The 14,637-nt window shown below is 31.5% G+C and carries 10 protein-coding genes; 7 read left to right on the top strand and 3 right to left on the bottom strand.

Annotation, left to right across the window (positions count from 1 at the left end):
- Positions 1-65: 65 nt before the first annotated feature.
- Positions 66-2,528, bottom strand: a complete 2,463-nt coding sequence (locus tag N2712_02690) for a DNA translocase FtsK (GenBank protein ID MCX8028882.1) — start codon at positions 2,526-2,528, stop codon at positions 66-68.
- Positions 2,529-2,775: 247 nt separating this feature from the next.
- Between N2712_02690 and N2712_02695 the strand changes: the two genes are divergently transcribed.
- Positions 2,776-5,802 carry a hypothetical protein gene (locus N2712_02695; protein ID MCX8028883.1) on the top strand — a complete coding sequence of 1,009 codons (3,027 nt, stop codon included), beginning with the start codon at positions 2,776-2,778 and terminating at the stop codon, positions 5,800-5,802.
- Here the strand turns inward: N2712_02695 and N2712_02700 are convergent, their stop codons facing one another.
- A complete protein-coding gene (locus tag N2712_02700; protein ID MCX8028884.1) occupies positions 5,803-6,735 on the bottom strand; it encodes an HAD hydrolase-like protein in 933 nt (310 codons plus the stop codon).
- 99 nt (positions 6,736-6,834) lie between these two features.
- On the opposite strand from N2712_02700, the gene N2712_02705 reads away from it, so the two are divergent.
- Positions 6,835-7,992: an iron-containing alcohol dehydrogenase gene (locus N2712_02705; GenBank protein ID MCX8028885.1), complete on the top strand. Its 1,158-nt coding sequence runs from the start codon at positions 6,835-6,837 to the stop codon at positions 7,990-7,992.
- A gap of 1 nt (position 7,993) precedes the next feature.
- Here the strand turns inward: N2712_02705 and amrB are convergent, their stop codons facing one another.
- The gene (gene amrB / locus N2712_02710) at positions 7,994-8,836 is read right to left on the bottom strand and encodes an AmmeMemoRadiSam system protein B (GenBank protein ID MCX8028886.1); all 843 of its coding nucleotides are present in this window, start codon (positions 8,834-8,836) and stop codon (positions 7,994-7,996) included.
- Between the two features lie 224 nt (positions 8,837-9,060).
- Here amrB and N2712_02715 point away from each other — a divergent pair, with 224 nt between their 5' ends.
- The 5 genes from N2712_02715 (at position 9,061) to N2712_02735 (ending at position 14,446) form a co-directional block, all read left to right on the top strand.
- Positions 9,061-9,810, top strand: a complete 750-nt coding sequence (locus tag N2712_02715; protein MCX8028887.1) for a hypothetical protein — start codon at positions 9,061-9,063, stop codon at positions 9,808-9,810.
- A 9-nt stretch (positions 9,811-9,819) separates the two neighbouring features.
- Positions 9,820-10,206, top strand: a complete 387-nt coding sequence (locus N2712_02720) for a polymer-forming cytoskeletal protein (protein MCX8028888.1) — start codon at positions 9,820-9,822, stop codon at positions 10,204-10,206.
- Complete coding sequence (hisC, locus tag N2712_02725) at positions 10,206-11,261, top strand: histidinol-phosphate transaminase (GenBank protein MCX8028889.1); 1,056 nt, start codon at positions 10,206-10,208, stop codon at positions 11,259-11,261. The genes N2712_02720 and hisC overlap by 1 nt, the downstream gene beginning before the upstream one ends.
- 141 nt (positions 11,262-11,402) lie before the next feature.
- Complete coding sequence (gene nadA, locus N2712_02730; GenBank protein ID MCX8028890.1) at positions 11,403-12,371, top strand: quinolinate synthase NadA; 969 nt, start codon at positions 11,403-11,405, stop codon at positions 12,369-12,371.
- Positions 12,372-12,376: 5 nt separating this feature from the next.
- Positions 12,377-14,446 carry a sigma 54-interacting transcriptional regulator gene (locus tag N2712_02735; protein ID MCX8028891.1) on the top strand — a complete coding sequence of 690 codons (2,070 nt, stop codon included), beginning with the start codon at positions 12,377-12,379 and terminating at the stop codon, positions 14,444-14,446.
- The last annotated feature ends 191 nt before the right edge of the window (positions 14,447-14,637 follow it).

The raw sequence follows: 14,637 nt of genomic DNA on the forward strand, positions 1-14,637 counted from the left end.
GTAGAAAAGATTGTAAAGATGTTTAAAATTTAATAGAATTTTTTACTTTAGGTAGTTATAGATTATCATTCTAATCTTTCTAAATAAGATTCATCGACGAATATTTCTCTAGGCTTACTACCTTGCTGTGGTCCGACTATACCTTCTTCCTCCATACGTTCTATCATTCTAGCAGCGCGGTTATATCCTATTCTCAGCCTTCTCTGTAAATAAGAGGCAGAAGCCTTTTTCTCTCTTACAACTATTTTGATAGCTTCATTGTAAAGTTCATCTGAAAATTCTTCTCCATCATAATCTTCTAACTCTTCGTCTTTGCTTGTGATCTCAAGAAATGATGATAAGTCAACATAGTTTGGAGTATCTTGTTGGATTAGATAGTTTACAACTCTTTCGACTTCTTCATTAGATATGTAGCATCCTTGTACTCTAAGGAGTGATGGATGTGATGGACTTGTGAATAGGAGATCTCCTTTACCTAGGAGTTTTTCTGCTCCTATTGTATCTAGTATTGTTCTTGAATCGACTTTTGATGCAACTCTAAAAGCAACTCTTGCAGGAAAGTTCGCTTTTATAAGTCCTGTAACTACATCGACTGATGGTCTTTGTGTTGCTATTATTAGGTGTATACCAACTGCTCTTGACATTGCGGCAAGACGTGTTATGTAATCTTCTGTTTCTTTTGGTGATGTCATCATTAGATCGGCATATTCGTCTATTATTAAAACTATGTAGGGTAATTTTTCTAAGCTTTCGTCATTTAATTTACTAACTTTTAGATTATATTGCACTATATCTCTGCTTCCTAGGTATTCAAGTTTTTTGTATCTGTACTGCATTTCATCAACAAGCCATTCTAAAACTGCTTTAGCTAAAGATGGTGTTGTTATGACAGGGGTAAGCAAATGGGGTATACCGTTGTAGATCTTGAGTTCAACTATCTTAAGATCAATCATTATAAATTTAAGTTCGTCTGGTCTTTTGTTGAATAGCAATCCTGCTATTATTGAATTAACGTAAACACTTTTACCAGATCCTGTTGATCCTGCTATGAGTAAATGTGGCATTTGAGTTAGGTCTTCTACTACAGGTTTACCGTGTATATCGACTCCTATAATTAGTGGGAGTTTAGCTTTTGTTTCTTTGTAGTCTTTGCTTTCCAAGACTTCTCTGATTTTCACTGTTCTTCTAACTTTATTAGGTATCTCGACGCCTATTACAGATTTGCCAGGAATAGGATAAACAATTCTAACTCTAGATGTAGCTAGATTTAGTGCCAAGTTGTCAGAGATATTAACTATTTTTGTTATTTTTGTTCCAGGTTTAGGTCTGACTTCGTACATTGTAACAACAGGTCCTCTGACAACTCCTTCTATGTCTGCCTCTATTTTAAATTCATTGAATGTATCTTTTATTGTCTTTTTTGTTTCTTCTATTTCTCTCTGAATTTCTAAACTATTTATAGTATCTATTTCAGGCTTGTCAAGTAGTTCAATGGGTGGGGGATAGTTACCTGTAAATAATCCTTCTTCGAATATCTCTTTCATTGAAGTTGTAGATTGTTTAGAATATTTATCTTTTGTGTTATTTTCTTCAACATCAGATATGTCGTCTATGATGTCTTTGAAGTTGTTTTCATGGTATTTATTGTTATATGTGTTTATTGTATCTTCAAGGTCTTCATCTTGATTTGTATTGGTTGATATTATCTCTACATCCCTTATGACTAGTTTTTCTTGGTTATTTAGAAGGTATTTAGGTTTTTGATAGTGTTGGTATTTATTGTATGAGTTTATTTCTAAGTTGTCTAGACTATTTTTGAAAGTACTAAAGGGTTTATAGTCTTTGAAGTTTTCCATTTCGTCATCTATTTCTGTTATCTCAATAAACTTTTCATTTTTGTTTCTTGTAGTGTTTGTCCTGTATGATGTGTTTTTAGAAGAGTAGGAGGTTTTTGATGATGAGTTTTTACTTACTGAGGTTTCGAAATCCGGAGTTTCCGTATATTCGAAGATTGATTTTAGAAATTCATAGGTTCTTTGTAAGGTTGTGATTGTTCCTGCTAGAAATAGAGATAATATCTTAGATAAGCTTTTGTAGGAGGTTAAGGTTAGAAGAATTCCAACTATGAATAATAAGTAGAGAATAATGTAAGAGAGTGTTATTCCAAATGAAGTTAGGAGTATATTTGATATATCATAGGGTATCATCCCTATAATGTAGGGTTTGCTATTTGAGTTTGAGATACCATATATCCCTAACCAACTTATTGTTATTAGTTCTACACCCAGAAGATTCTTGAAAAAATAGTAAAAGGGTTTTTTGAAAAGTAGAGGAATAAAAACAAGTATCAATAACCCCATGCAGATGAGAGTATTCTCTTCACCTGCTAATACCCTTACATTATAGACTATCCTTCTTAATATAGAAGACAAAATGTTATCAAACCCTAATAGGAAGGGATAGTAGGCATATGTTAGCATAGTTGAAAGTATTAAGAATATAAATACCCCTCCCAGAACTCTTCTCATACATAATATTTTAACTCTGTTTCTTACCTTTTGTCTATTTACTTGATAAAAATAAAATGTATATAGTTGTTTTGCAATTATTGTGAGAGAGTCAAAATTATGTTAACTTGTTTTAGAAAACAAAACACTTCAAGAAATCCTAGAATAATACAGACATTTACTTCTAACCTAGACTATTGTTGAGAGAGATTCAGTTACTTTATAAATTGAATGAGAGTGGCTAGTTTTTTGATAATTTCTGAGATTTATGCGATTTATTTTGTTAGTATTTTTAATACTTAAATTACTGATTTTTTATCGTTTGGATGGTTTCGCTAATTTACTTACTAATGTAGTTTCTAATTCAAGCTTGAATGTTCAAGCAAACGCAGAAGTTTTGTATCCAGGGATTTTGTATTCAAAGTCGTATGACATTATTGATATAAGTAATGTGGATTTGAATAAATATGTTGTTGTAAGAAGTTTTGATAGTATTGAGGTTTCTTCAAAGAGTAATGTTTCAATAATATTTTTCAGAGGTGGTGTAAATGCTGTCTATCAGGATAAAAAACTCAAGTGCAAGTCTATTACTGTCTTTCTTATTGACAATACTGTGAGAGAGATAGTAGGTGAAGGTGATGTTAGGTTTGTTAGTGGTAAAGATTTGTTTGAAGGAGAAAAGTTCTTTTACGATCTAAGTACTGGTAAGATATCTCTTTATGAAGCTAGAACAAAGCTTGATGATCAATTTTACTATGCTGATATCATGAAGCAGTTGGATAGTAATAGGTATTTTTTTGAGAATGTGTTTTTCACAAAGAGTGATTTGCTTTTTCCTACATATAAGGTTAGTGCTTTTAGAGTTTGGTATTATAGAGGAGATTATCTGTTATCTGTTAATAATTCCTATAGTGTTGGTGTTGGGTCTTTTCTTTATTTTCCTACTTATCTAGAGTTTTATAGGTATACAGATATATTTACAGATTTTGGTGTTGAAAGAAGTATAGGTTTTTACATCCAGAACACATTCTATCCTAGGAACTGGTGGGGTGAGAGATTTTTTCCGAGACTCAAAGTGAAGTTTGATCACTATGAGAAACTTGGAGAATACTTAGGTTTTGAAGTACCTAGTATACCTTTGTTATCGAACTTGAATGTGAATCTTATAGTTGATCTTGAGTATGACAAAAAGTATGAACAGAAGGGAAGTTACATAGTTAATTTCATAGATCAGTATGGAAAAAATGATTATAGGGAGTACAGAACGTTTGGATGGTATTATAACCTTAAGCTTAACTATAGCGTTAGTGGTACTTCAGTGAGTTTTTCAACTGAAAATTTAAATGATCCGTTTTTACCTTCAAAGTTTTCATCACGTCGTGAGAGGTTTGATGTTAGAAGATTTATTTTTCCTAATGAGAACCTATTTTGGTCTCTTCCTGGTCCTAAGCAGAGTGTATCAAGAAATTTGAAAATATCTTATCAATATGGTATATCGTCTTTGAATTTAGGTATCGATTGGGTTTATCAACTTAGATCTGGTTATAGTATTACTAATACTAATAGTTTTGGTGTTGTTATAGTGAAAAATAAGACTAATAAGTATGAAAATGATTATTACAGGTATGATTTACAGAGGTTATCGGGACCATATTTGTATTATTCGGCTAATCTTGGTAATTTTATTTCGTATACATATGAGAAGAGTTATACTAATGTTTCTTTAAAGGATAATGTTACTCAGCCTAGAATATTCTCGAAATATACTACAAATGAATTTGTGATAGGAACTAACTACTTTAATACAAATCTAATTGTTGTACAAACGATGTACTTAACAAATTTTATTACAAACCGTGTTGGAAGCAATACAAACTATGTGATTAGTATTATTACAAACATCTCTACTAATTTTTTTGTCAGCACTAATCTTATTCGTTTTGTTAGCATAACAGATCTTACTAATAACACTAATTTAGGTTCTAATTTTGTGGGTATTAGCGGTACAACTAATTTGGTACAGTATGGATATTCTGCGAAGTTTATGACAAATATTTCTAGTTTTAAGTGGCTTCAGTTTAGTGTTTCTCCGTCTGCTTCTGTTTCTGTTGTACCTAATTCTGTTTATAAGGTAGAGGATGGAACACCGATAGAAGATACTTTTACTCATACTGAGTTAGTCAACATATCTGCTTTATTAGGACTTTTTAATAACGTACTTTCGATAAGTTCTTCGACAGGGATAAGAAATAATAATATATGGACTAGGACGGATAACATAAATAGAAAAAAACAAGATGATCTTAATTCTTCGGCTACACTGGGTATATCAAGCTCTGCGAGTTTGTCCGACGGATTTTTTAAAGGTACTTTTGTTTTTTTTGAACCTAGAGTTTCTGTATCTCATAATGTATCTTACAGACTTACATTACCAAAGTTTTTATCTCCAGAAGAGGATCCTTATGTTGATAATGTAATTGCTCATAATTTATCTGGTAGCGTTTATTTTAGGTTTTTAGATTTAACCGTGCTTTCGAATTCTCTTCTAAATTTCGTTGGTTTTTCTTCTGTTATACTTTCCACAGCTTTGTCTTATAATTTACTTTACCTGAAGAGTGAGATTAAGTACAAAGAGGATAAAAGTTATTGGACTAATAAGATTTCCAACCCTATAGGTGTAAATATTTCTTTTGGTCCTTTGTTTAATTATAGTATTTCTTATAGAGTAAAGCTTTCTAACGATATTGTGGTGTTTGATCCTGTAGGTGTTGGTATGTCGGGTGGTTTATCTGTTAGGGATTTATCATTACTGTATCTTATAAAAAAAGTAAATTTCATTAACATAAATTATCAACTTTTCTTTGACTACGTTAATCCAATAAATAATCGTTTTTCTCTTTCTTTTTCTATTGGGGGGAATATTGATGAAAATTGGAGTTTTGCTTTATCAACTAGTATAGTTAACAACAAGATTTTCAGATATGTTCCCGAGTATGCTTTAAGATACAATGTACCCCAGGTTAATATTATTCAGGATATAGTTGATGCTATAAATATTTTTGATATAAATGCCCTTAGAAGAACGCTCTTCAAAAACACGGGGGTTACGATATCTATTTTAAGAGATCTTTATGATTGGATTGCTTCGTTAAGCGGGGGTATTAGGTTGTATAAGGATGAAGTTAGAAACTTTGCTTTTTTTGAACCTTATGTTAGTTTTGAGGTTAAATCTAAAAAGAGTATAGGCATAGATGTACCTCCTATACAGCCGGAGTTGTATAGACTTTTTGAATAATTATGTTTTTACTCTTATGTTCTCAACGAAGTATAATAAGTCTGATAGAGATGTTACTGTTATTAGTTTGTCTATTTGCTTTAATAGTTTTTCATTTTTAGGTAAGTTAAGGATTTTTCTTAAGCTTTTTGCGTTCATTTCCTTTAAAAACTTTGATATTATGTTTCTATTCTGTATTTTGATCTTGGTGTTAAAAAGTATGGTTTTTAGATTTAACATTTTGGCTGGAAGTATGTCATTTTCTACTGAATTTCCGAAGACTATCAAGTTTGTAGTTGGTATCTTTTCTTCTTCTATTATTCTCTGTAATCCTCTTTTTGATGGTTTCTGGTATGTTGGTGGAAATTCCATAATATCACATATTAGAGAAGATACATTATTACAAATTGCTTGGTACCATATGCTTGCTACTGAAGTATCTTCAAAATCTTCATTGTTTTCGTTTTGATTTAGAAAGTTATCTTGAAGTGCATATATAGTATCAAAGTACCTGTCTATATCAAGTAATTTTATTCTTTGTTTTGTGACTCTTGATGGAGAGTTTGTAAAACCTATTATGATTATTCCCATATCTTTGAGTTTTTTTAGAAGTGTTAGTGCTCCATTGAGAAACTTAAGATTTTTTAATCGCCCTTGGTTGAATTTCATTCGCAGTGTGTTTATAAACGATACTTTTGAATTATTACTGCTGAAAGTGATTTGCTTTTTTAAGTGTTCTTTTAGTACTTCATAAGTTATGAATAAGTAATCGTTGTTTATGAATGTTTTAGTTGTTAGTTTTTTTATGAAAAATGTTAGGAATTCATCTTTGTTAAGTCCAAAATTTTCGTTTACAAATGACCCTATATAGTCTACTGTTTTTAGGTAGTAGTTTCCAAAGTCATATATAACATTATCGATTTCCATTATGATGTAAAGTTTTGTAGTTTCCATTTTTTGCTCCTTCTGGAGATTATCTTTATTTAGAATAAGAGATGTTTTTTTTTTCAACTTATTTGTTATTATCTTTTATTTTCCTTGATAATAGTACATATGAAATTTATTTCTTTTAGTAAGACTAAAATACTTTTTGATTTATCGAGTTTAGACGATGGAGTTGAGGCATTTGATAAGTATAATAGATTTTTGGTGCTTACTGGTAAAAATCACCTTAAGTTTTCAGATGGTTATCAGAAAATAGAGAAGTTTTTTTATTTACTTGGCAAAGAATACACTATTGTATCAGAGATTACTCCTAATCCTACTACTGAGCTTATCGATAGAATTTATGAACAAGTTAAGGCATATGAATTTGATGTAATAGTTGCGATTGGTGGTGGTAGTGTAATAGATAGTGCAAAAGGATTATCTCTTAAGATGTCTAATCCGAGAGTTGACATTTGGGATTATGCTGAAGGCAAAGAAACACTTCAAAAGGCCATACCCATAATTGCTGTGCCTACTACTGCTGGTACTGGTAGTGAGGTTAATAAAGTAGCCGTTTTAACAAATATTCAAAAAATTCAAAAACGATCTATAAAGATGGATGTTTTGTACCCAGAGTATGCTCTTATAATACCATCTATGACTTTAACAATGAATAGGTACTTGACAGGAATTACTGCTGTGGATGCTTTGTCTCATGCTATTGAATGTATGGTGAGTAAAAAGTCTAATTTTGTTACACAATCTCTTTCTAGAGAAGCTATAAGGATTATAATTAACAATATATTCAAAGTTTATAATAATGGTTCTAATCTAGAAGCTAGAAGAGATATGCAATTTGCTTCTGTTCTTTCTGGTCTTGCAATAGATATTAGCGGAGTAGGGCTTATGCATGCTCTTGAACATCCTATTAGTGCTAGATTCCCCCATATATCTCATGGTCAAGGGTTAGCAATAGTGTTTAAAAAAGTTGTGGAGCATAGTTTTCTTTTTGCTGTTGATAGATATAGAGAAGTAGCAGATGCTATGGGAATAAAAGTCAAAGGTAATAGCGACTTTTCTATAATGCACACAATACTTGATGCTATTGAATATTTACTTTCATATCTTGATCTAAACAAGAGGTTGTCGGATTTCGGGGTTCAAAAATCAGACATAAAGTATCTGGCTGATGATGTTGTGTCTTATATGACTACTTCTCTTAGCAATTCTCCTTATGTCCCTTCAAGGGATAGTATTGAGAAAATATACAAAGAAGTTTTGTAGTTTAGTACATTATTGCTGATAGGTAGCCTACAACATAGTCTTTGGTACCGCTAGTGTCTCCAGAATTTAATAGCTTTAGTACGTTTATCTCTTTGTTTTTTGTTTTTGCCATATACAAGAAGGTTCCGAGAGGGCCTGCACCACATGCTTCTATTTTCTTTTGGTTTAGCATACTTATGTATGCTTCAAAATCTTTTTCTCTTAGTATCTCTATTAATCTATTATCGATGATATATGCTTCTTTGTATGGGTGGTAGTGTGATAAATCTGTTGATACAACTATTAGTATTTTTAGATCCTTAAATTTTTCGAAAATCTCGTCTAGAACTTCAGTCATTGTCGTCATAAATATTCTGTTTTCTTCACCGTAGAGTATAGGTACTATTTCAATTTTACCGTCAGATATGTAGTGCAGAAATGGTAGTTGTACTTCTAGCGAGTGTTCTTCATCTTGGACTTTATAGGATACTTCAAATCCCTGTTTGTTTCTTAAAAATTCAGTAATATCTTTGTTAACTTTTAGAGGGCCAAGTGGTGTTTGATAATATTTCCTATCATCAACTATGAAAAAGTGTAAATAGAAATGATGACTTGGAGCAAGTATTATTGCAACATCATAGCTTTTATTTCTAATAGCTTTGTAAGAGTGAGCTGCTACTATACCTGAATACTTATAACCAGCGTGTGGCGATATTATTGCTATTATTTTTTTCTCTTCAACTTCCTTCGGTATATCTGATTCTTCTATGTAGTTTCTAATTATTTCTTCAAGTTTAAATTTTTCAGATGGATAAAAAGATCCAGCATAATTTGGTTTTCTACAACTTTTTCCATCATCTAACATAAATTAAATATACAAATTTGAAAACATTATGTCAATATTTTAGTTGATATAAATCACTCAATATAATGTGACACTTTTTTTAATTTACTGAATTTCTTTGTATGTCTATACAAATTATGTTAACTTATGTGCTTTAAAAAAAAACAGCACAAAAAACAGCAACCTCCAAACAACCATTTACAAAATAGAAAAATTACTAAGAATCCATATAAAATATATCTACAATGGATGTTTACAAGATACGTGAAAGAATAAACAACATAAAAAAAATGTTAGAAAGCGCGCTAGCACTTGCTAAAGATCCAAGAAGACAAGAGAGTATAAAGGCATCTCTTGTTTTAGTTATGAAGGATTTAAAGAAAATAGATGAAGGTACATTTACTGAAGAAGATCTTAAGAAATATGAATTTAGTACTAGAGAAGACAAAATCGAGCAGGTTGAAATCTCTTTTGATATACTTGAAACAATACCTAAAATTTCTCCATCTCCACACATAAGTGACAAGGAATTGGTTGATGTAAATAGTTATATGGATTTTTTCGAGAGAGAATACTTACCTTTATTTACTACTAAGTATCTTAAAGTTATTTTTTCTTATCAACACAAACTAGATTACTTCTTTTCTGAGTTTAGGAGAGTTCAAATGTTGTTTTCGAAATATGTTGAATTGATTGAAAATATTAGTAGAAGTGATAGTGATGCTTATATCTCTGAGATGCAGAAGTTGAGGAGGAAGAGGTTTAGAGAGCTTTTGTTTAACATAGACAAATTTTTTGAGGAGATACAAGAATTCTTAGAGAGTATTCTTGAGAATCCAACTTCTGATGGTATATTACTAGAACCACATTTTTTGATAGAGTTTGATTCTGATCAGAATAAAGTTATAAACAATATAGAAGCAATCGATGCTATAAAGGATATGTACAAGTTTGTAATTGAATTTAGAAACTACATAGGGGTAGTAGGAGTTTAGGAGGTTAAGATGGCTGATGTTAGGACAACAGTTTATAATACAGTAATAGGTGAGAATTCCTTCTTTGAAGGAAGGTTTATGGTCAATGGTAGTATTAGGATTGATGGGAAATTTGAAGGTGAGATGTTGAAGGTATCTCAGGTAACTATAGGAGTTAAAGGTAAGGTCAAAAGTAATATATCTGCTATGAGTGTTATTGTGGAGGGTATTTTGATTGGTAATATAGATGCGAAGGTTAGAGTTATGCTTTTACCAACTAGTAGAGTTTATGGAGATATCACAACACCTGAAATAATAATCCAACAAGGTGTGATATTTGAAGGGAAGATTAAGATAGTTCAGGATAGAAGTATATCTGTTAGAGATGAAATAGAGAGAATATATAGAGGAGCATGATGTATTTACGTAACTTAGCTAAGATACCAAATTATGTAAGTGGTACAAAAGATGTTTCTTGCAAGCTAAGGCTATCTTCTAATGAGAATAACTATGGTCCTTCACCAAAGGTTAGGGAGTTAATCAGGAAGATTTCTAAAGATGCTTATAAGTATCCAAATTCTTCTTATTTTTCGCTCAAGGAAATTTTATCTGATCATAATAAAGTTTCCGTTGATAACATAATACTTGGTAATGGTTCTGACGAAATTTTCTTATATTTGTTTTTTATATTTTTGGATGAAAATTCTTCAATAGTCACTCTTGAAAAAACATTTACTTACTACAAAATACTAGCGTCTATAGTTGGAGCTGAGGTTATAGAAGCTAGAAGAGGTAAAAATTTTTCAATATCTTGTGAAAATATATTGAGTTCAATAAGACCTTCTACGAAGATTGTTGTGTTTCCATCTCCTGATAATCCTACGGGTGTTATAACAAATAGAGAGTGTTTAGAAAAGATATTAGGCAGCATAAGTCCGAATACATTGTTTATTTTAGATGAAGCATATTTTCAATTTGTCCCTGAAGATAAGTATTGGAACTCTATAGAACTAATTAATAAATACGATAACCTTGTTGTTACTAGAACGTTTTCGAAGTTATACGGACTTGCAGGAGTTAGAATTGGGTATGGTGTTTGCTCTAGTAGTATAACGAAAATCTATGAGAAAGTCAGAATGCCGTTTAATTTATCACTTTTTGCTTCAGAAGTAGTAAAGCAAGCACTCCTTGATAATGAATATTATTCGAGAGTGCTCAGACAAATAGTGAATGATAGAGAAAAAATGAAAAAGAGTTTGAAAAAGTTAGGTATATGGGTTCTTGAAGAGTCTTACGGAAATTTTGTATTCATAAGAGGGCCTCAGAAACTTGATGAAAAGTTACTTAATCATGGTATATTGATAAGAAACCTTAAGTCTTTCGGCTATGATGAGACATTCTACCGTATAACTGTAGGAACTACAAACCAGAATAAGATTTTAATCAAAACAATAAGTAAAATAGTCTGTTAAGTAATTACGATGTTAGAGAGTAAGTATTTTTTAGTAAGTTTTTAAATTATGTTAACTTGTTTGTAAAAAAGAAAAAAACAACAAAACAAAAACCAAACTCAACCTTGAAACCAAAAAAAAAATTAGTTAAATATTTATCATATGAAAACAAACACAAGCACAAACCAAACAAAAAAAGAAATAGTCGAAGAAATATTAAAAATAAAGAAAGAAAGAAACGCAGTAATACTAGCACACAATTACCAAATAGGAGAAATACAAGACATAGCTGATTTCGTAGGTGATTCATTGGGTCTATCGATAAAAGCAAAGGAAACAAACGCCGACATAATAGTATTTTGTGGGGTTCATTTCATGGCCGAAACTGCCTACATACTAAACCCTGATAAAAAAGTATTACTTCCTGACCTTGAGGCTGGTTGCTCTCTTGCAGATAGCATTACTGCTGAAGAATTGAGAGAATGGAAGAAAAAACATCCTGGTGCTGTTGTTGTGTCTTACATAAATACTACTGCTGAAGTCAAAGCTGAAAGTGATTATTGCTGTACCTCTTCTAATGCTGTTAAAGTTGTAAATTCTATTCCTGTGGATAAGGAAATACTCTTTTTGCCTGATATGTTTCTCGGAAGCTATGTTGCAAGAGTAACTGGTAGGAAAATACATATATGGGCTGGAGAATGTCACGTACATGCTAATGTTAGACCTTCGGACATAGAAAGCATTAGAGGAAAACATCCTAATGCAGATTTTCTTATACATCCTGAATGTGGTTGTACTACTAGTTGTTTTTATTATGTTGAAAGTAAGGATATAAGCTCTCAAAATATGTATTTCTTATCCACAGAAGGTATGGTAAATTTTGTTAGGAACTCACAGAAAGACGAGTTTGTCGTAGCAACTGAGATAGGTGTATTACATAGAATGAAAAAGTTCAAGCCGAATGCCAAATATTACCCAGTTAGCGAAAGTATGATATGTGAGTATATGAAAAAAATAACTCTTGATAAGGTTTTGAATTCGTTAAAAGAGGAAAAGTATGTTATAACTGTCTCTGAAGAAATAAGAAAAAAAGCACTTGTGCCTATACAAAGAATGCTTGAAATTCCTTAAGTGGTATGAAAGACAGAATCTTTGATGTTCAAGAATTGGTAGATATACTGTCCCCTAACTACTCAAACAGTGAAGAATTTTTTAGGAAATTACTTATCTTTCTTGTGAAGATAACTGAATCAGAAATAGGAGGTCTTTACTTTCCAGATCCTTTTGAGAAGAAAGGACTTGAGCTTAAGTACTATGTCGAGAAAACAGACGGTAACTTTAAGTTTCTAATAAAGGAAAACTATTATCTAGCCCCTGATAAAGGTATAGTTGGATGGGTTTACAGAAATAAGTCAATTTATATATCGGATGATACTGAAACTGACAAGTTCTACATACCTGTTGAGGATATCAAAAAGTCTGATATAGCATTTCCCATACTATCTGATGAAGGTAAAGTTATCTTAATTGTAAACCTGGAAAGTAAACAAAAGGATAAGTATACTAAGATTGATATTGAGAATTTAAACCTTCTCATACCTTTGATCTCGAGATTCGTTAATTACAATTACAAACTACAATCTAAGGAATATGAGATAAAATTCTATAAGTCTCTATACTCTGTGTATAAGATATTTCAAAATATTGATGACTTGAATACTCTGTTTACAAAGCTGATGAACTTTTTGGTAAACACCGCAGGTATTGAAAGAGGAATGATATTCTTAATAAACGAACAGAAAGACGAAATAAGGATAACAAACAGTTTTGGTCTTACAGAAGATGAGATAAGGAGGGGAGTATATAAACTAGGTGAAGGTATAGTTGGTACAGTCGCTTTGACGTCAAAACCTATATCAGTGCCCAACATATGGGAAGATAAGAGATTTCTCAACAAGACAAGAGCTAGAAGACACAAAAGTAAAATTATATCTTTCTTTGCAAATCCCATAAAGTTTGGTGATGAAATACTAGGTGTTATCACTGTCGAAAGAGAGTTCTCAAACCTTGAAGAATTCAAGACTATAGAGAAGATATTGAACGAGATATCTGATCTTATAGCTATATCTGTTTTAAGATACTTAAAACTAAAGAAAGAAAGAGAGGAGTTGATAAACGAAAATATTTCTCTAAGAGAGCAACTCTCAAAAAGGTATAGTATTTATAACATAATTGGCAACTCCAAAAGTATGATGAAAGTTTTTGATATTATAAGTACTGTTTCGAAAACTAATTCAACAGTGCTCATAGAAGGAGAGTCTGGTACTGGTAAGGAACTAGTAGCAAGAGCAATTCATTTCGCAAGTGATAGAAGGGATGGTCCATTTGTAGTTATAAACTGTGCTGCCATTCCTGAAACTCTACTAGAGAGTGAATTGTTTGGATATAAAAAAGGGTCATTTACAGGAGCAACAGTAGATAGAGATGGTAAAATACTTATGGCAAATAGAGGCACCTTGTTTCTAGATGAGATAGGGGATATGCCTATCCAACTTCAGGCAAAGTTACTGAGAGTTATACAGGAAAAGGAAGTCGAACCTATAGGTGGAAAGCCAGTTAAGGTTGATGTTAGATTTATATCCGCAACGAACAAAAACCTTGAGAAACTAGTTGAAGAAGGTAAATTTAGGTTGGATTTGTACTACAGACTTAATGTGGTTAAAGTAACACTACCGCCGTTGAGGGAGAGAATAGAAGATATACCGTTACTAGTTGATCACTTTATAAAAAAGTTTGCAAGAGAGCACAACAAGAACATTAGTAGGATCGACAAAGAGTTTATAGAACTCCTTACGTTACACAACTGGCCTGGAAATGTGAGGGAGCTTGAAAATGTTGTTGAACAAGCGGTAGTTATGTCAACTGATGGAGTTATATCTAAATCTTTATTACCAAGGTACATATTTAACAAAACTACATCGAAAATGAATTATGAAGAAAAAATATCTGAAGCCATAACAGAGTTTATACAATCAAATGATATTGACAGTGAAAGTAATCTCTACGAAAAGATTGTATCTCCTGTAATAAAGACACTCCTAAACCAGCTTTTGGTAAGAACGAATAAGAATAAACTAAAGGCATCCAAGATACTAGGAATAAATAGAAATACACTTTTCTCATATATAAAGAAATACAAGCTGTAATCAGAGTTAACTAGCAATACACTAAAAACCAAAATAAGATTGACAATTACCCTATAGCTTTCAGTAGTTCCAAGTAGAAACTGTGAGTACTTTGATAAATATAATTAGAATCTGTGCTTGTTTTTAGTTGTTGCCTATTTATTAGGCAATATTCCTATTTATGCTTGTAGTTTAGGCAATGTCATTTGGTT

Source organism: Brevinematales bacterium, from assembly GCA_026415355.1.
In the GTDB taxonomy this organism is placed as follows: Bacteria; Spirochaetota; Brevinematia; order DTOW01; family DTOW01; genus SKYB106.